Genomic DNA, 18,723 nt, shown 5'->3' with positions numbered 1-18,723 from the left:
GCATGGAAAAATAGAAATTAATTCCAAGCTACCAAAATTAACTCAAACTAATTTTTTAGGAATTCAATTGTTGAGCCAAGTCAACCATTTTTAATGCTGTAATAGCAGCTTCATCACCTTTATTACCATGTTTACCTCCGGCTCTATCGGCAGCCTGTTGCTGGTTATTGGGTGTTAATACGCCAAAAATCACAGGCTTATTAAATTTCAATGAAACATCCTTAATGCCTTGAGCAGCAGCATCACAAATAAAATCAAAATGCCGGGTTTCGCCTTGAATCACACAACCTAGGCAAATAACAGCATCCATATCCGTCCTGGCACTTAATACTAAATGTGCTGCTGATGGAAGTTCAAAACTACCTGGAACATAACAAACCATGATATTTTCCTCCAGAACCCCATGCTTTTTTAAAGTCAAAATAGCCCCTTCTTTGAGGGCTCCGGTAATTTCATGATTCCATTCCGATACTACAACGGCAATTTTCATTTCTCTCCCATTCGGAACGGTCTCCGGGGCATAACTAGATAGGTTTTTTAAGGCTGATGACATCGTTTATTATTCAGGATATTCCACTCGAACATGGTAAATGTTCTGGAGTTTGCGTTTAAAAATTCGTTTTATTTGATTGATGTTTTTAAAAGTAATATCAGCATTGGCAAATTGCTGCTGCTCAATTTGACTATCAATTATCTTATCTACCAAATGACTAATAGTTTCTGCATTATAGGCCCTTAAACTGCGCGAAGCTGCTTCTACACTATCGGCCATCATAAGCACTGCTGTCTCTTTTGAAAATGGCTTAGGTCCTGGATAAGAAAAATGGTTTTTATCCAAGCTACCTGTTGGAAAATCCTTCAAATAATTTTGATAAAAATACTGCACCAGGGAGGTACCATGATGCGTGCGAATAAAATCGGTTATCTCATCGGGTAATCTTTCCTTCTTCGCAATCTCTACACCCTTTCTAACATGATCTATGATAATTGCCGCACTTTCTTCAAAATTCAATTCATCATGTGGATTAAAACCCGAAACCTGATTCTCAATAAAATAATAAGGATTTTCCATCTTGCCTATGTCGTGGTACAAAGCTCCGGTTCTTACCAACAATGGATTTCCACCAATTTGAGAAATGGCTGTCTCCGCTAAATTGGCAACCTGCAAAGAATGCTGAAAAGTACCGGGAGCCTTGGTGGCTAATTCCCTCAATAACTTGCCATTAATATCGGATAATTCCAACAAACTTACATCTGAAATTAAGCCAAATATTTTTTCAAACAGATATATCAACGGATAAGCAAACAAGGTAAAGGTTACACTTAATGCAAACCAGTACAAATTATGCCATTCCATTTCCTTTATTCCCCCATGGCGAATCAGAGTTAAACCCATGTAAATTGCAAAATAGGCAATGAAAATAATTAAGGAGGAAAAGAAAAACTGCGATCTGTTTTGCAATTTGGCAATGCTGAAAATGGCAACAATACCGGCTATAACTTCCAAAAACACAAACTCAAAACCATTAGGGGCTAAAAATGCTATAATCAAACAAGCGACCAAATGAGCAAACAAAGCCAAACGGGTATCAAAAAATGTACGAACTATCATTGGCAGCAAACAAAACGGAACGGCATAAATGCTGATACCATCCAATTTAATGGCAACTTTGGTCATTCCTAACGTTACCAATAACAACAATAAAATAAAGGCAACCTTGGTATTATCTTCCAAAATATCCTTCCTGAACAATGCCAAAAAAAGGTAAAGCACCAGGGTTGCCATGGTAACCAATACTACCAAACCAATAATAGGCAAAAACTTACCTTGATTATTTCCTTGCTGAATGATAAATTCTGACTTCAATGATTCCAAAACCTGATACTTATATTCATCTACAACATCCCCTCGTGAAACAATTCGTATCCCGGCAGAAACCTTGCCCTTGTATGGAGAAATCTCTGTCAAATCTTCATTTAAAACCTTCTCCGTAGTTAAATCATCAAAAAAAACATTGTGAACCAAGTAAGTAGGAATCAAATCCTGAAGTCCTTCAGGCAAATCCGAAATGGATTCCATCACCAAATCATAAGCCTTTTGCGGGGTCAACAATTGTTCAAACAACAATGGACTTGCTTCATTCCCTTTCAGTAGGTAAATTTCTTTATCCGATTCAAAGTTGTATGCAGGTTCATTCACCAACATAATTCCTTTCCCATAAACCTCTTGAAGCCTTTTGCTTAACTGAACAACTATTGCTTTTTGCTTAGGGAATAAACGATTGGCTTCGGCATTAAATTCCTTAATCTGTTTTGGTCCTATCGTAGTGTCAATACGAAAATAATAATGCTTATTTTTAATCAATTCCCGTTTCTCTGCCTCCAATTCTGGTTTTGGTTTCCGGATTGGAAAATCAAACGGAGCTATCAAATTCTCATGTAACCATGGTTTACCTATTTCATACTCAAAGGCAAATTTGGCATCCTTTGGCAAAATCCATACAGTAATAAGTATGGCCAATACAAATAAAAATATCCTGAAAACAAGCTCATGCCTGTTCCATAAAAAGGAGGCTATATTTCTTAGAAAAGTTCGAATGCGCAAATCTGCAAAATTATTACGAAAGGTAAACCGCTAAATGTTTAGCTTTGCCCAAATATTTAGAAAAATCAACGTATGAAAAAACTGTTTACTACTCTTTCTTTAGCTTTTTTATCCTTGGTTGGTATGTCCCAAACTTCAACCGATACTTTGCTTTGGGAAAATTTCCAAGGAGATACCTTCGACCATATTATTATCGATGCAGTAGCATCCAATGCTTTGTACGATACCTTTTGGTACGATATTGACGGCGATGGTTTGGCTGATGCCAGTGGTTCTAGCCGCTCAGACCAATGGTTTTTAACTTACGCATTTTCTGTTGCCGATTCTATCACTCCGGATGGTGACACAAACGTAGTATTTGCATCCAACTCCTGGACAAATGATGCTACCACACCGGTTCAAAACATGCTTATTTTACCATCCATCCACGTTAATGACGCTTCTGTTAAATTATTGTGGAAATCAGCCCCTTTCCAAACACCTCGTTACTGCGACGGATATGCTGTTGTTGCCTCCATCGGAACCAATGAGCACACCGACCAATTCACCGATACTCTTTTTAAAGCTGCAGAATTTATTAGCCAAGGCGATTTAATTCCGGATAGCAGCTACTCCGAATTTGAATTTTCCGATGGTTATGTGCATGGTTTGGATGGTTCTTACATCGAATACGACAATGATTCTCTTCGTTTCCACGGTGTTCTTAAACCTTTCGAAATCAGTTTGGATGCCTACGTAGGAATGGATGTTTATATCGCTTTCTTGCACAATAGCCACGACGACAATTTAATCTCTATCGATGATATTGCTGTGGTAGGTAACGGTTATATTGGCCCTGCAGGTATCAAAGATTTTGACGAAACTAAAGGAATGGGATTATTCCCAAATCCTGCAAATGATCACATGGTAGTTAATTTCACTTTACGCAACACTGCCAGTACTTCTTACGAAATCATCGATATGAGCGGAAAAATGATTGCTAATGTTCCAGCAGGTATCCGTGTAAAAGGTAACCATTCCTTAAACATCAATACTCAAAACCTGGCCAATGGTAATTATATTTTCAATTTGGTTACCAATGGAAGCCGTTTAACCAAAAACTTCACTGTGGCTCATTAATCCATCCAGTTTCTTTTCACAAAAAAGGCGATCTGCATAAGGTCGCCTTTTTTGTTTTCTTATCAAATACCAATTAATTCCTAAATCCGTTTACTTTGCAAAGTTGCTGGCAGTCTTGAATTTAAACCTTAAATACAAACCGGATTGGACACTGGTATCCCTATTCCTGCTTGTATTAATCAGCCGAATTCCTTTTTTGTTTTGTGGCTACGGAGCCGAAGAAGATAGTTGGGGAACACCTCTTGCTATCTGGCAAACCCTCCATTCCGGCATCTACGAACCTTCACGGTTACCCGGACATCCGGTTCCAGAATTCCTTTACCTCCTCCTTCCTTATGCTTCACCTTTTTGGTGGAACTTACTCGCGGCAATAGCTTGTGCCTTTGCTTCCGTTGCTTTTTATAAAATAATCAATAAACTAGACTTACAAGCTGCATACCTCTCTGCATTAGCATTGGCCTTCGTTCCGGTAATATTTATTAGTAGCACCTATACCATTGACTATTGTTTTACCCTTGCATTCGTTTTATGGTCCTTTTACTTTTTGATCGAATCCTCCTTTTTATGGGCTGCTCTATTTTTAGGTCTGGCTATTGGCTCCCGTATTACGTCCGGTATTTTCCTTCTCCCTTTCTTGTCCTGGATTTTGACCATCAACCGTGACAAAACAGAAATAAAAAGTACAGTTAACTTGGTCATGCTTAGTTTGATTATTGGCACTATCTGTTACTTACCCCTTCTACAATCCTATGGATACCGATTTTTCCAATACTACGATCAATTCCCTTACCCTTCCTGGGAAAAGGTACTCTTTAAAGCCACTTTTGGTGTGTGGGGTGTAATTGGTTTGCTGGGTATACTATCAGCATGCATTTCGCAAACCTTATTTATTGGATTTTCTAAATTAGAAATTCAAACAAAAAAAAACAAAGTGATGGTAGGCCTAGCTATCCTGATCACGCTCTTGTATACTTTTTCATACCTTCGATTGCCCCAAAAATCCGGATATTGGATTCCGGCAATCCCTTTTATCATCCTTGCCTTAAATGTAGGTTTATTGGAAATGCTTTACAAATTTGTTCTCTTATGTCTCATGGTTTCGTCTTTTATTTTCGGACTAGGTTTAACAGATGCCAACCGGGGAAGTAAGCATTCAAACTGGGCTAAAGTTTATAAAATCCGTGATCAGGAACTGTTTTTCGATCCTGCAACCGGCCCCCTTTATTCCGATTTTACTAAACGCCACAACAAAGAAAGTTTTTGCAAAGAGGTTGCAACTACTTTAGACCAGCCTGAATATGCAACAAGCATAATTATTTGTGGATGGTGGTATAACGAGTTAATGGTTTATGCCCTAAACAACAACCCCAAATTGGTTCCTCACCTCCGATTCTATCTCACTGAATCAGAATTGGTGTCGTTGTCAGAAAAAGGGGTTTCCTTGTATTTTCTTCCTGAACAAGATAAATACAACGATCTTTACACCCAAATTTCCTTGACCAATCACTACGCTTTGGCCTGGGAAAACCTAACGCAACATGAAAGGTAAACACCCAAAGAAAAAGTCCGACTATTCATCCGATCAGGTTCGAGCAAAAAAACACTTAGGCCAACATTTCCTTAAAGACAATTCCATAGCAGAAAAAATTTCAGATTCCATTACATTAAACGGGTATTCCAAAGTTCTGGAAATTGGTCCGGGAACAGGAATTTTAACCCGCTACCTGCTTGCTAAACCCGGCATCCAGTTGATGGCAGCAGAAATTGACAACGAAAGCGTCGAATACCTTATTTTAAATAAAGAAAAATTCAAAGGACTTCACCTTATCCAAGGGGATTTCCTTCAAATGGATTGGAAAGAATGGGGGAATGAACCTTTAGCTATCGTAGGAAATTTCCCATATAACATTTCTTCCCAAATCCTTTTTAAAGCCTTTGAACACCGAGACCAGGTACCCGAAATTACCGGTATGTTTCAAAAAGAAGTAGCTCAACGGGTTGCTTCCGGACCCGGAAATAAGGACTACGGTATTATAAGTGTATTGCTTCAAGCCTTTTATAATGCTGAATATTTGTTCACTGTAGATGAACATGTTTTTAATCCACCACCTAAAGTAAAATCCGGCGTATTACGACTTACCAGAAATCAGGTCAAACAATTGGATTGCGATGAAAAATCATTTATACAAGTAGTGAAAATGGGGTTTAATCAACGTAGGAAAATGTTGAGTAATGCATTAAAACCACTATTACCCCAACCACTACCCCAATGGCCCGAACTCAGCAAACGCGCAGAACAATTAAGTGTAGCTGATTTTATAGAATTAAGCAAAAAAATAATCCAACATTCCAATCTATCGAAAACTAAACTTAGTTAATAATTGAGTCTTGGAAACCTCAACATTTTTTTTACAAACTCCACCCTTTTACTATCCTATAAGCTAAAAACCAGGCTAAAACCCCTATAAAATTAACCAAATCCATCATTAAATCCTCATCCATTAAGAAATTCACAATACCAACTTTCTCAAAATCAAAATTTAAACTCACCTGTTGGTAACTAATATTTAAGATAAGAGGAAACTCAAAAAATAGTCTTTTACCTTTGCAAACTGAAGAGGTTATTATTTTAGGTGGGGGGAATTGCGCAAAATTGTATCGTATGCAAAAAAAAACACTCTTAATTACAAGCTATTTATTGCTTGTCTTTTTATCCTTAAGTCAAGTACTTTATTCCCAAAAAGCAAAAATTACCGGTACCATAACCGACTCGAGAAACAATGAAACCATTATTGGTGTTACCATTATGGCAGATAGTTCTGGTGTTGGAACAGTTACGGATGTTTTAGGAAAATTTATTCTGGAAGTTGAACCGGGTAAACACATTCTCCGATTTAGTTACTTAGGTTTTACTCAAGAAACACGAGAAATAAATGCGGTTGCCGGAACAAGTCAGGAGATAAACATCCAAATGAAATCGGAACAAAAAGAATTGAAGCTGGTTACCGTAACAGGTTCTCAATATGAAAAAGATGCTGCAAAGGAAGTTGTTTCTATTGACGTAATTAAAAAATACCTGGTTGAAAATACCAATGCTCCCGACCTTGCCAAAGCCGTTGAAAAAGTTCCGGGAGTTACCATTGTGGATGGTCAGGCAAGTATTCGTGGCGGCAGTGGTTATGCCTATGGAACAGGGTCCAGAGTTCAGGTTTTGGTAGATGACATGCCCATGTTAACCGGTGACCTATCCGAAGTGCGCTGGAATTTTGTTCCAATCGAGAATATGGAACAAGTGGAAGTTATTAAAGGTGCTGCCTCTTCCTTGTATGGTTCCGGTGCTATGAATGGTGTTATTCACGTTCGAACCGGTTACGCTTACGATAAACCACAAACTAAAATTTCAATCGCTCAGGGCGTGTACAGCAATCCTGCTAGAAAAGAATTACGCTGGTGGGATAACTTTTTTAATCCTTTTTTTACAAATGCCTTCCTCTCCCACCGCCAAAAGTTTGGAAATATTGACCTGATTATTGGTGGAAACTTAAATTGGAGTTCTGGTTACCTGAAAAATGGAAGCGACCAACAAGCAAGGGTGAATTTCAAAACCCGCTGGAGACCTAAAAAATTAAAATATTTCAGCTTTGAATTGGCCGGAAATGCCATGTACCAGCAGTTTGGACGATTCTTTCTCTGGCAAGACCCTGATGCAGGTGCCCTCACCCCTTGGGAAGGTACCCTCTCTGAAGATAAATACTCTTACTTCACCATCGACCCAAGAATTAGCTACAGCGGACCTAACGGCGCCATTCATAAAATTAGAAGTCGCTATTATAAAGTAACTCGCTACAGTGGAAGTAACAATAAAACAACTGCATCAACCGATTTGTTTTGGGGAGATTACCAATTCCAAAAACAATTCGATTTCGGATTAAGCCTGACCAGCGGTGCCATCGGCAGCTATTCTAACTCCTACAGCAGCCTCTACGAAGGCATGAAACTTAAACAATTGTTTATGGCTGGTTACCTGCAATTGGAACAGGAATTTAAAGAGAAACTTACCCTATTGTTAGGTGCACGGTATGAACGTAATCACGTATTTGGTTTACCCAACGACCCGGGAAGACCTGTTTTTAGAGCCGGTATCAACTATAAAGTTGGCAAGGCTACTTTCCTTAGAACTAACTGGGGTCAGGGTTACCGTTTCCCTAGCTTGGGTGAACGTTACATTGATGCCAGCTTAAGCTCCATAAAAATTTTCCCCAACCCAAGTTTGAAACCTGAATCAGGTTGGACCTCCGAATTAGCCGTTAAACAAGGTTATAAATTCGGCAACTTTATGGGTTACCTTGATATGGCACTCTTCTGGTATGAATTTAAGGATATGATTGAATATGTATTCTTGATTGACCCTGAAAAAGGCTTCGGTTTCCAAGCTAAAAACATCAGCAGAGCAAGAATAGCAGGGGCCGAAATTTCCACCATTGCCGATGGGAAAATACTTGGAATTCCTGTCCGACTATTTGCCGGATATACCTTCAATTACCCGGCTGATTTAGAATCAGATACAGCTCAACGAAAAGCCAATATTTTTATCCAAAACTTATTCCAAAGTATAGGAAAACCCGATAGCTTGCTAGCTACCTCCAGCATTTTGAAGTACCGCTTACGAAACACGGCCCGTGCCGATCTGGAATTTGAACCTTTTAAAAAGATTCTCATTGGGGGAACCTGCACCTACAACAGCTTCATGGAACGTATCGATTTAATTTTTGATCAATTAAATGGAATTAGCAAATACAGAGAAAGCCATAAAAAAGGCATTCTAGTATTCGATATGCGATTCGCTTACAAACTATCCGACAGATCAACTATTTCATTGATTGTAAAAAATATATCCAATCAGGAATATTCGCTTAGACCAGGCTTGCTGGAAGCTCCAAGAAGTTTCACCTTACAATATAAACTTCAATTTTAAATTCTTAAAAACTGATTTCCAACAGCATTTTTACCAGTCCTGTTGATACTTTTGCCTACAATTTCCCAATAAAATGAAAAAAATAATTCAAGCTACCTTTTTATTCGCTCTTCTTTTGGTATCATCTTCCTCATTTGCTCAATCAAAATTTGATAAATGGGTAGAATTGAAAACCTTTCACGGTGTAATGTCTCAAACCTTCCACCCTTCCGAAGAAGGTGATTTAAAACCCATCAAAACAAGAATAGCTGAGTTTTGCGATAAAGCCAAAGCCTTAAACACAGCAAAAATTCCGGATGAATTCAATAAGCCATCGGTTAAAGAAGCAACAGAGGCAATTGAAAAAGAAGCAAATGCATTAAAAGCCCTTATCGAAAAAGGAGGAAGCGATGCAGAAATTACAGCGGCATTGGCCCATCTTCACGATACTTTTCACTTGATTGTTGAGCGTTGTAATAAAAACGACGAAGACCATAAAAAAGAAGGTCATTAACCGGGTTGTTAACCTTTAAAAAGCCAAGGCATTACGTGTTTTGGCTTTTTTTTTGAACCGGTTGGTCCGGAATACAGAAATTTAATACCAATTTTAATTTATAAATAGTCCGAAGGCTTTTATAAATTTAGATTGGTAAATGCCGAGTATACAGAATGTTAGGCCAATTTTCTCAATAAAAATTAATACCTAAAATTGGACTAAACATAATGTACATTCGGTATAACTTTCCAATTATTCCATTTGTTTTTTGGCGGGCCCCCTTCGCCCAACTGAAATTTATTTAAATATATAAGTTTTGGGAATGGGCTTCGGGTCACGCTATCGTCTGTAGTCCCGGCTGCCAACGCACTGAAGCCATTTCTGCCGGGAGCTACTCGCCTCTATCGTTGCCCGGGCTGCAAAACCAAACAGTTGCAGCAATGACCGGGTAATCAACACACCAACACCCTGGATGAGCAAAATTGTATATCCATTTCCCAAAAGTTCGGGCTTGGGTCCGGGTAGGGATAGAGCAAGTTACCCCACAGGGCCACGCAGCCTTAGCGTAGTGGACCGAGGAGTAACAGCGATAGCCCGGGCCTGAGCCTTACTACATTTTAGAAAGAGGCAATAGGTGAATGCGAAGGCACCCGCATCATCATCAAAAACTGCATTTAGTACTACCTAAATATGCAAATTCTTTAGGAATTAAGCCAACTTGTCAATGGCTTCCTGGTAATTGGATACAACCTTGAAAATATGCTCTAATTTCGTGGTAACCAACAATTTATGAATGCGATCCGGAACATTGCACACCCAGGTTTCGCCAGATTGAACACGAGTCATCTTCAGAATTTGAAGCATGGCTTGCAAACCGGAAGAATTTAAGTAATCAAGGCTTTTAAGGTCAATTATAACATAAAAGGGCTCAATGGATTGGTAATTATCCTGAAGTTCTAGGATCAACTTCTTAGACATAAATGGATCTGTTAAACGTCCGGAAAGGTGAACAACCCAAACAGGTCCAACCTGTTCAATATCGTAAGTAAAAATAGCCATTATTCGTGTTCCTTTTCTTTATTTGGGCAAGTTCCGGAAAGGGCAAGTTGGTTGCAATTACCGTATAAATTAAGGGCATGGTTGCGAATTGAAAAATTAAGAAGTTTACCTGCCATTTCTTGAATTTGCTGAATTCTTGGATCACAGAATTCAAATACCTTACCGCAATCGGTGCAAATTAGGTGGTCGTGTTGCTTAAACTTAAATGATTTTTCAAACTGGGCCAAATTCTTACCAAATTGATGTCTGGTAACCAAATTGCAATTCTGCAACAGCTCGATGGTGTTATATAAAGTAGCCCTACTTACCCGGTACTTTTTTATTTTCATGTGGCCATATAGTGCCTCAATATCGAAATGCCCTTCGTAATTGTATATTTCTCTGAGAATAGCGAAACGTTCAGGGGTTCTTCGATGTTGGTTTCTTTCCAAATACTCAAGGAAAATAGATTTTACTTTTTCCTGGGTTTCTTCATTTACCATATCCACAACTTTAAAGCACGAAATTATTAGAAAATTCGACCCATTGCATTAGTTTTGTTCTAGAATTATTACCGGATGGCATTCTCCACAAAACAAAAACTCTTTTTATCCCTTTGTTTGGTTTGGTCATACCATCCTATTGAATGGTCCAACCTTTATGCTTCGCCCGGTAGTCGTATCAAATGGAAAGAAAACCAGCCAATTAGCTGGGAAAATTTTAAAGGAAAAATACCCGAAAAATCAAGGTTAGCAGCAGAAACAAACAGTGGAATTCATTTTAGTTATACATGTGAAGGTGATAAAATGAGCTATAATGTGTATGCTTATTTTGATCAGGACCTAAGCTGGAAAAGAAAAGATGCCAAACCCAGCATACTTAATCATGAACAATTGCACTTTGACATTTCAGAATTGTATGCCAGAAAACTTAGAAAAAAGTTGCTAAACCTAAAACACCCTTGCCTTCTTCCTAAAACTGAGCTACAAAAAATATTCAATGATGTAGTGAGCGACCATAAGCTAAAACAAAAAAAGTACGATCTAGAAACCAATCATAGTTTGGACACCCTAAGACAAAAATATTGGGCTGATTGGGTAGAACAAGAATTAATTGTTTTGAAAAGGTACAAAAACTAGGTATTTTTTTTTTTGCAACCCTATTGCAATCATATTGGTATAAAACCAGCCAATATGACTACACTATCCTATTCTTTACTTCCAATCTTCATTGCCTGGATTAGTTTCTCAGGCAATTCGGACACGCCACCGGCTGCTCCAAAAGTACCTTGGTCAGAAAGTTCTCGCCTCAACTCTGCCTATTTCCAGGCAATTCCGGATCCAAGCTCTTTTTCCCAAAGCCATTCAGCTTGCGGGGTTGAGATGAAATACTCTTGTAAAAACGGATTTTTCAAACCTAGTATTTCAGCCTATTTTGATTGCACCCAATCCTGGATTAAAGATAAGGAAGATCCTAACTTGGTTGCCCTGGAACAATTAAAATTTGACATTGCCCATTTCCATGCCATCAAATTGCAAAAAAAAGTATCCAATATGGATGGCTTATGCAACATGAAAAAAGCAGAAGTGGAAGCAATTGTATTAGATATGAATAAGGAATGCCATCAAATGCAAGAACAGGCAGAACAAATGTCGGAATTTGGCAAAGAACCGGAAGTATTGGAGTTATGGGCTCTAAAATTAGAGATTGAAGTTGAGACTATGGTTGCGGTTGATAGAAACCGAAGCTTTAGCTCCAAATAATTTTATAGAGCAAACACTCTGCTCATATTGAATCCGAGTCTAATATCCCCTTTAGTCCAACTGCTACGGGTATCTGAAATAAACTGAAGCTCACTAATTGGATGCGAGTTGATAATAAACACCTGAAATACGTGCCCACCGGTTTCAATATCTACACCAATACCCGCAGAATTGTGATAATCACTAAAGTTGCTGGTATATTTATTTAAGCGAAAGGTGTATTCTGCAGTAAGGGCAACACTGCGAGAAAACTTCCAACGTCCACCTAAGGACAAAGCCCAGATATCGTTCTTATCGGTTGATTTCTCTACCAGGTTTTTATGAACCAACATAGGAGATACCTGAAATGAAAGCGCTTTGGAGAACTTTCTTCCGATAGCCAATTGATAAAAATAACTCATCCTGCTGGTAAAATATTCAAACTCATAAGGCAAAGTTGTGCTTGGTTTGCGCTGGGTAATTCCAATGCCGGCGATAATAGTCATGGATAAGGGCATTTTATTATCCGTAGTTTGACGAAGTATCCGATACTTAGCAAATCCTTCCCACAACTTCCCATAACTTGAATTGAAAAAAGTTCTGCCAACTCCAAAAGTTAATCGACCATCAATACTAAACTCGGCAGCAATTTTCATTGGAGCATTTCCATCTAGGCCAAAAAACTGATTAAAACCACCTTTAAAATCACCAAAACGATGCGACAACCTTAAATCCCAAGCTCGTTTACCCAAGGATTCTATGCTATGGGTGTTGATAATCCGGGTAGTTTTAAAGGTAGCCAAAGAAAACTCCTTGACAGGTTTGGCATCGGTTGCCTCCAATTCTTTCAATAAATCATCGTCCTGAGCAAAGAGATTTACTGATAAAAACAAGAAGGCTAAAAGGCTAATTCGTTTAATCATACTGATTTATTGTTTATAGCCTTGGGATTTCCAAACTTTGAAAAGAGAAATATTGCAATCACTTAAACGACCGGCCTGAGGCATTAACAACGGGTCTCCGTTTTGACGTTCTATTCGATCAACAACTCCACTTAAATCTACCCCATTCTTTACCTCATCATAGGTTGTTAACAATGGGAATTGACCATAATCAGAATTGTGACATTCATTGGCGCAATTAGCATCAACAATGGCTTTCAGTTGACCTGAATACGTAACATTACTGGTATCGCATGTGGTATTTTGGGTGGTATCCTTGGGATGTAAATCTTCGTAATGATCGTAGTAACACGATTGACTAACAAGGAGAACTAAGGTTAATAAGGAACCTAAGGAAAGTGCAAGTTTGGTATTCTTCATGATAAATTGCGGTCAAATTTAATGGAATTGCCTTTTGAAACACAATTAAATTACTGCCTTAAGAGATAGATCCAATGATTTTACCTGATGTGTGAGAGCTCCGATGGAAATGAATTGAACATCTGTTTCAGCATATTGAACCAAATTTCCTTCATTAATTCCACCGGAAGCCTCGCTTTCAAAGCGATTTCCGATAAGTTTAACTGCTTGAGTTAAGTCTGTAATGGAGAAATTATCCAACATGATTCTTTGAACTTTTCCAATAGATAAAACCTCTTCCAATTCCCCGAAATTACGAACTTCTATTTCGATTGGAAGCATCCGGTTTGTTCTACTTAAATAGGAAAATACTTTTTCCAATGCCGGTTTAATTCCTCCGGCATAATCAACATGGTTATCCTTAATCATAACCATATCGTACAGCCCAAACCTATGATTCCGGCCTCCACCAATTTTAACTGCTTCCTTTTCAAACCAACGAAATCCCGGAGTTGTTTTTCGGGTATCCAATAAGGTAACCCTTGTATGTGCTACCATTCTCACAAGTCGATTGGTTTGAGTCGCAATTCCACTCATTCGTTGCATAAAATTCAAAATCAATCGCTCTGCCTGAAGAATTTTCACCTCCGGCCCTTGAACCCTAAAAACAATTTCGCCCGAATGAATGATTTGTCCATCCTTTAAGTAAATTTCCAAGGACAAATCAGGCGATACCAATTTACAAATCTGCTCAGCAACAGCTACTCCTGCCAAAATACCATCTTGCTTTACCAACAGCCTGGCTTCACCTCTAGTATTCTCGGGAACACAAGCAAGTGAGGTATGATCTCCATCACCAATGTCTTCTAAAATGGCCAGTTGAATTAACTTTTCAGCCAGTTCCTTCCCTTCCAAAACCATCTGGTATTTTATTCGTTTTCGAAGCGTAATTGCTGCATTAGCATTTTATCTCCGCTTTTCTTAATCAAAAAATAAACCCGGTAACTTCCATCATTAGACGTTAAAGTACCAATAGCATACTTAGATCCGTCTTTAGCCTCCCCTCTATGCAATATCCTAAAATCTTTAACCGGATGCTTGGCAAAAAAATCTTTTAAAATTTGTCCTGCTTGCTGTTTGGAATAATTCCCTTCCTTATCGATGATAGTCAAATCAACCATCGGTGCAAAATACTTGGTCACATTTTCTGCACTGCCCGATTTTATGGCAGCTCCAATCTCATCATGTACCTCAAATCCGGGTCCAAACCACGGAAGGAAAAATAAAAAAGAAATTATTATGGTCTTCATACCAAAGAAGCTTTCAAATATCAAGCCAGACAAAGATAGGACAAAATTTTAACACCTACTAATCTTTGTAAATATGGTTGAGCTAACCTTATCCAACAGCTCTTTTTTAGACAAAAAAATAGTTAAGAATTTCGGACTTACTACTCGCTACTTTATTTTAGTGCCGTGTTTAAACCGTTTCTTTTCACAGCAGTATTTTTACCATTCGTAAGCTTGGGCCAAACCGTTACCGACTACTCAGGCCTATATTCCGAAATCAATTCTATTATCGAGCAAGACACTACCTACATTGCTTCCTACTTTTCTTCTTATGGTATCGATTTAACCAAAATAAAAACTCCTGAATTGTACCAGGAAAGTTTTAAATGGCTTACCACTCCTCACAAAATGGGTGGGGCCTCTAAATTTGGAATTGATTGCTCAGGCTTTGCCAAACAATTATATGAAAAAGCTTATGGTGTTAAACTTCAAGGTGGATCAAGAGATATTTATCCAAAAACCAATCGGGTTACTCCTTCCGAATTGGAAGAAGGGGATTTGGTGTTCTTTAAAGTAAAATCCTCTGTTATTACGCATGTTGGTGTTTTTCTACAAAACAGAATGTTTATTCATACCTCCTCCAGTCAGGGAGTAATGGTTAGCTCTCTTGATGACCCTTATTGGAGCAAATACTTTTTTAGTGCCGGGCGTTGGCCATTAATACATTAACAATTTCAAAATTTATATATAATCCACATCTACACTAAATGGATAAAGCATCAGGTATTCAATTGCCTTTTGCATGGTAGTTTCTCCACTCATAATTTTAAAAATGGTTTCTGTAATCGGGGCACGCATTTTATACATATTAATTAGCCCCTTGGTAATTTTTAGTGTATTTATACCTTCGGCCACCTCATCCATAGAAGCCATAATTTGCTCAATGGTTTCTCCTTGACTCAATCGAAATCCAACCGTGTAATTTCGGCTTTGCTTGGTGCTGCAGGTTGCTATCAAATCTCCTACCCCGGCTAATCCGAAAAAAGCTCTGGCATCAGCCCCCAAAGCCTGTCCTATGTGAATCATTTCTACCATTCCTCTGCTAATCAACAAGGCTCTGGTATTTTCTCCGTAGCCTAATCCATTTAATGCTCCGGAAGCCATAGCAATGATGTTCTTTAGCACACCTGCCAGTTCTACTCCGGTTATATCTTTAGAATGATAAACCATAAACCGTTTACTCCTCAAAGTTTCCTGTGCCGCTCGAATTACCTCATCGTAATGACTTGCAACAACGGTGGCAGCAGGCTGCATCAAATTCAATTCAGCCGATAAGTTCGGACCTGCTAAACAACCCACCCTTTTTACCACCGTTTCCTGAAGAATAATTTCGCTCATCGTATTCACCTTCTCCTTAGGAATGGCTGTTTTAGCTGTCAACTCCTCTCCCTTTAAAGAATATATATCCAGGCCCTTGGTTCCATGAATCATAATGTGATCAGGACGCAAGTAAGGAGCAAAACTTCGAATGACCATTCTAAAGTCTGCCGAAGGAATTACCGGGTACAAAAGCAAACACTTCGAAGCAATTTCCTCCATCGAATTAGTAGCCTTTACCCTGGAATGCATCGAAATTGCTCCATTCCTTCCCTCCAAATTAATCTGATTTACAACAGCTTCTCTCCTCGAATAAACTATTACATCACAGTTCTCGGCAAGTAAATTAGCAATTGCCGAACCAAAACTTCCGGCTCCTATAACCCCTACAGTTGTATTTTGATACGATTTTCCCACAACAATAATTTATTGGATTAACTTACTTAATCCATAACCTTCCATTCGGTTATGGTAAAAATACAATAAGGTAAAATCCTCTGTTACTATTTCTCCATTCTCCTTAATTTTCAAAGGCCGCTTGGTATTATACAAACCCAAATGCCTGATACCTAATTCAATTATCCGTTCAATCGGCAAAGCATCAAAGCGCACATCCAACATGCATTTACCATTGTCTCGCATTTGCTTTAATACCCCAATAAACAATTCAACTGTTTCCTGAAACTCCTTCCCGGGTAAACTTTCGTTCTCTTCCTCCAACCTCAAAAAGGAATATAAATCTAGTTTTTTGTACTTCTTCCTCATCATTTCAAATGCCACATAAGCAACTAAATGACTCGGATAGATGTAGTTGTATTTCTTATATTTCTTAACGATATCCTTACCCAGCAACTTGGTGTATTCGGCATCACGCTGCAAGTCTTGGGTATTGGTTTGATTGGAAAAAAAGTACTTTTCAATATCAATCCGCCTTCCATGTTGATCCAAACTATTTCCTTCGTCATCAATTTCATTTCCGAACAAATCCGTTGGACGGCCAAAGGTCAAGGCCATTTCAGAAGAGGCAAAAAACAATTTGAAAATAAACCAGGCCAGTTGGTAGGAAGTGGAATAATGATCATTTTCCCTGAAGTAACGCTGTTGCCCCGACCGTTTTAAATGCTCTTCAATCAAACCCGGCGCCTCCAATACGAAGTTGTAATTAATCACAACTGGTACCACAAATATCCGCTTGGCCTTTTCCGGACTTTCGGCCTTTTCAAAATTGAGTCGTTGAGCTTCCAATGCTGTACCTAACAATCCCAACTTCAGTTTTGATTCAATGGCTCCACTCCTACTTCGAGTTCCTCCCGGAAAAAACAAAGAATGGCAACCCCTGTGCATACTTAGGGTGGAATAGGCTTTTAATGCTTCCAGGTAAATCGAATTCTTCTTCCTTCTATCAACCTTGTAAGCACCCAATTTCTCCATAAAATAACCAAAAATTCCGATTCCAAATAAATTCAAACCGGCTCCATATAAAAAAGGAGGTAAACCCAAAGATTGTATTGCCCATCCAATTAATGGTGAATCCAAATTACTAAAATGCGTGGGAACCATAATGATGGTATCCGTTTTGGCCAATTTACGTATCAGCTCCACTTCGCCCAGCAAATGTATGCGGTCGTGTAAATGCCTTCGTATATTCCACAAGCCACTTATTCCCTTGCCATCTCCGGCATTCAACAACCTCGACATCCATTGGGTAACCAAGGTTTTAGTGATATTGTAGGTAAACAAGTCAAAATTTCCGGCAATCTCATGCACATACCGATGAACAATTTCTCTTAAAATCTCCTCCTCACTTTGTCTTCCTTGCGGATTAACCGGACTTTGAATATCTAATAACTTCTTCTCTACTCCCTTCCAAAAGGGCTTTTCATCCTTTGGATCTGCCTTCCAAAGATTGGTTTTTAACCTAATTTTCTCTTGATATAATACATTGGCGAGTTCATCATTCAGGTCCTGCCTGGACTTAAACCCGGCTTTGACATTTTCAAAAACATAGTTTTCTACCTCTTCCAGAAAATTCGGTCTATCCTTAGCCAACTGCATAATTGGCCAATCTTCCGCATTCGGAAAAATAGGGTCAAACAACCAACCCGATGAAGTAGGTTTATGTTTATTTACCACTATCGTTTCTTTTTAAAACTCCAGTAAATTTTAAATCGGGCTACTTCGGTCCCATCTGCCATGCGACCAATCGATAAACACTCAGCCGTAGTGCCTTCGCCGGTTCGTATCGTTTCCTGAATAGCAGCCTGAATCTTATCTCCATCCTCACAGGTAAATGTAGTTAAAGAAACTGCCTTCTTTGAAAATGTAGCTTCTAAACCGGTTACCAGCAACGAAACTTTTTCACCACTGTTTTCAATATGAACCATACCCAAGGCTCCTGCTGTCAACTCAGCCGTCATCGCTTCGGCAGCAAAATAAATAGATTGAAATGGATTCTGTGACCTCCACCCCATCGGAATGGTCGCTCTACATGTTTTACCATCAATATACTCTATTCGCATTCCGGCGAACCAACCCAATGGTAATTTTAAAAAAAGCCATAATTTAAACTTACTCTTGTTGAGTAAATTACCCACCAATTTCTGGGTTTTTGCATTAAAAGGTATAATTTCCGACATAGCAAAGATTTCTCTCTGCAAACCTAAAAGGATTTTCCAACTTTATTCCAAAATAATCATCAGAATTTTTCAGCCCTACATTCTTTGTCCTCTTCCTAAACCAAAAACCTCTTTAATTATTGCCCGGTTATTAGGCATCTCCCACAACCTGTTCCCATCACTCAAA

The 18,723-nt window shown here is 38.7% G+C and carries 20 protein-coding genes; 8 read left to right on the top strand and 12 right to left on the bottom strand.

Annotated features, from left to right (window positions below):
• Positions 1-55: 55 nt before the first annotated feature.
• Together ribH and K1X82_01545 are read right to left on the bottom strand one after the other, a co-directional pair.
• Positions 56-553 carry a 6,7-dimethyl-8-ribityllumazine synthase gene (gene ribH, locus K1X82_01550; protein ID MBX7180767.1) on the bottom strand — a complete coding sequence of 166 codons (498 nt, stop codon included), beginning with the start codon at positions 551-553 and terminating at the stop codon, positions 56-58.
• 6 nt (positions 554-559) lie between these two features.
• Positions 560-2,521 (bottom strand): HDIG domain-containing protein, encoded by a 1,962-nt coding sequence (locus K1X82_01545; GenBank protein MBX7180766.1) that lies wholly within the window; start codon positions 2,519-2,521, stop codon positions 560-562.
• Positions 2,522-2,677: 156 nt separating this feature from the next.
• Here K1X82_01545 and K1X82_01540 point away from each other — a divergent pair, with 156 nt between their 5' ends.
• From K1X82_01540 to rsmA, 3 genes are all read left to right on the top strand, one after another.
• Positions 2,678-3,724 carry a T9SS type A sorting domain-containing protein gene (locus K1X82_01540; protein MBX7180765.1) on the top strand — a complete coding sequence of 349 codons (1,047 nt, stop codon included), beginning with the start codon at positions 2,678-2,680 and terminating at the stop codon, positions 3,722-3,724.
• Between the two features lie 115 nt (positions 3,725-3,839).
• Positions 3,840-5,273: a glycosyltransferase family 39 protein gene (locus K1X82_01535; protein ID MBX7180764.1), complete on the top strand. Its 1,434-nt coding sequence runs from the start codon at positions 3,840-3,842 to the stop codon at positions 5,271-5,273.
• Positions 5,263-6,102, top strand: coding sequence for a 16S rRNA (adenine(1518)-N(6)/adenine(1519)-N(6))-dimethyltransferase RsmA (gene rsmA, locus K1X82_01530; GenBank protein MBX7180763.1), 840 nt, complete (start codon positions 5,263-5,265; stop codon positions 6,100-6,102). The genes K1X82_01535 and rsmA overlap by 11 nt, the downstream gene beginning before the upstream one ends.
• 31 nt (positions 6,103-6,133) lie before the next feature.
• Here rsmA and K1X82_01525 read toward each other — a convergent pair whose 3' ends face one another.
• Positions 6,134-6,274, bottom strand: coding sequence for a hypothetical protein (locus K1X82_01525; protein MBX7180762.1), 141 nt, complete (start codon positions 6,272-6,274; stop codon positions 6,134-6,136).
• Between the two features lie 112 nt (positions 6,275-6,386).
• Here K1X82_01525 and K1X82_01520 point away from each other — a divergent pair, with 112 nt between their 5' ends.
• Positions 6,387-8,699 carry a TonB-dependent receptor gene (locus K1X82_01520; protein ID MBX7180761.1) on the top strand — a complete coding sequence of 771 codons (2,313 nt, stop codon included), beginning with the start codon at positions 6,387-6,389 and terminating at the stop codon, positions 8,697-8,699.
• 73 nt (positions 8,700-8,772) lie between these two features.
• Positions 8,773-9,192, top strand: coding sequence for a hypothetical protein (locus K1X82_01515; GenBank protein MBX7180760.1), 420 nt, complete (start codon positions 8,773-8,775; stop codon positions 9,190-9,192).
• 690 nt (positions 9,193-9,882) lie between these two features.
• Here the strand turns inward: K1X82_01515 and K1X82_01510 are convergent.
• Complete coding sequence (locus K1X82_01510) at positions 9,883-10,233, bottom strand: STAS domain-containing protein (GenBank protein ID MBX7180759.1); 351 nt, start codon at positions 10,231-10,233, stop codon at positions 9,883-9,885.
• Positions 10,233-10,715 (bottom strand): transcriptional repressor, encoded by a 483-nt coding sequence (locus K1X82_01505; protein MBX7180758.1) that lies wholly within the window; start codon positions 10,713-10,715, stop codon positions 10,233-10,235. The genes K1X82_01510 and K1X82_01505 overlap by 1 nt, the downstream gene beginning before the upstream one ends.
• Positions 10,716-10,790: 75 nt before the next feature.
• Here K1X82_01505 and K1X82_01500 point away from each other — a divergent pair, with 75 nt between their 5' ends.
• Together K1X82_01500 and K1X82_01495 are read left to right on the top strand one after the other, a co-directional pair.
• On the top strand, positions 10,791-11,351 hold the full coding sequence (locus tag K1X82_01500; GenBank protein MBX7180757.1) for a DUF922 domain-containing protein: 561 nt from the start codon (positions 10,791-10,793) through the stop codon (positions 11,349-11,351).
• 54 nt (positions 11,352-11,405) lie between these two features.
• Positions 11,406-11,975, top strand: coding sequence for a hypothetical protein (locus K1X82_01495; protein MBX7180756.1), 570 nt, complete (start codon positions 11,406-11,408; stop codon positions 11,973-11,975).
• A gap of 2 nt (positions 11,976-11,977) precedes the next feature.
• On the opposite strand, the gene K1X82_01490 is transcribed toward K1X82_01495, so the two are convergent.
• The 4 genes from K1X82_01490 to K1X82_01475 are packed head-to-tail and all read right to left on the bottom strand — an operon-like array spanning position 11,978 to position 14,565.
• On the bottom strand, positions 11,978-12,877 hold the full coding sequence (locus K1X82_01490; GenBank protein ID MBX7180755.1) for a hypothetical protein: 900 nt from the start codon (positions 12,875-12,877) through the stop codon (positions 11,978-11,980).
• Between the two features lie 6 nt (positions 12,878-12,883).
• Positions 12,884-13,276: a hypothetical protein gene (locus tag K1X82_01485; protein MBX7180754.1), complete on the bottom strand. Its 393-nt coding sequence runs from the start codon at positions 13,274-13,276 to the stop codon at positions 12,884-12,886.
• Positions 13,277-13,321: 45 nt separating this feature from the next.
• Positions 13,322-14,176, bottom strand: a complete 855-nt coding sequence (gene nadC / locus K1X82_01480; GenBank protein MBX7180753.1) for a carboxylating nicotinate-nucleotide diphosphorylase — start codon at positions 14,174-14,176, stop codon at positions 13,322-13,324.
• An 8-nt stretch (positions 14,177-14,184) separates the two neighbouring features.
• Positions 14,185-14,565 carry a DUF4783 domain-containing protein gene (locus tag K1X82_01475; GenBank protein MBX7180752.1) on the bottom strand — a complete coding sequence of 127 codons (381 nt, stop codon included), beginning with the start codon at positions 14,563-14,565 and terminating at the stop codon, positions 14,185-14,187.
• Between the two features lie 165 nt (positions 14,566-14,730).
• Here K1X82_01475 and K1X82_01470 point away from each other — a divergent pair, with 165 nt between their 5' ends.
• Complete coding sequence (locus K1X82_01470; GenBank protein ID MBX7180751.1) at positions 14,731-15,273, top strand: C40 family peptidase; 543 nt, start codon at positions 14,731-14,733, stop codon at positions 15,271-15,273.
• A gap of 12 nt (positions 15,274-15,285) precedes the next feature.
• On the opposite strand, the gene K1X82_01465 is transcribed toward K1X82_01470, so the two are convergent.
• The 3 genes from K1X82_01465 to K1X82_01455 are packed head-to-tail and all read right to left on the bottom strand — an operon-like array spanning position 15,286 to position 18,557.
• Positions 15,286-16,338, bottom strand: coding sequence for an NAD(P)-dependent glycerol-3-phosphate dehydrogenase (locus K1X82_01465; protein ID MBX7180750.1), 1,053 nt, complete (start codon positions 16,336-16,338; stop codon positions 15,286-15,288).
• Between the two features lie 9 nt (positions 16,339-16,347).
• Complete coding sequence (locus K1X82_01460; GenBank protein ID MBX7180749.1) at positions 16,348-18,054, bottom strand: 1-acyl-sn-glycerol-3-phosphate acyltransferase; 1,707 nt, start codon at positions 18,052-18,054, stop codon at positions 16,348-16,350.
• Positions 18,054-18,557 (bottom strand): DUF4442 domain-containing protein, encoded by a 504-nt coding sequence (locus tag K1X82_01455; GenBank protein ID MBX7180748.1) that lies wholly within the window; start codon positions 18,555-18,557, stop codon positions 18,054-18,056. Before K1X82_01455 ends, K1X82_01460 begins: the two co-directional genes overlap by 1 nt.
• Between the last annotated feature and the right edge of the window lie 166 nt (positions 18,558-18,723).

The sequence above is a fragment of the Bacteroidia bacterium genome (genome assembly GCA_019695265.1).
Taxonomy (GTDB): domain Bacteria; phylum Bacteroidota; class Bacteroidia; order JAIBAJ01; family JAIBAJ01; genus JAIBAJ01.
This window is presented reverse-complemented; position numbering and strand designations above follow the sequence as displayed.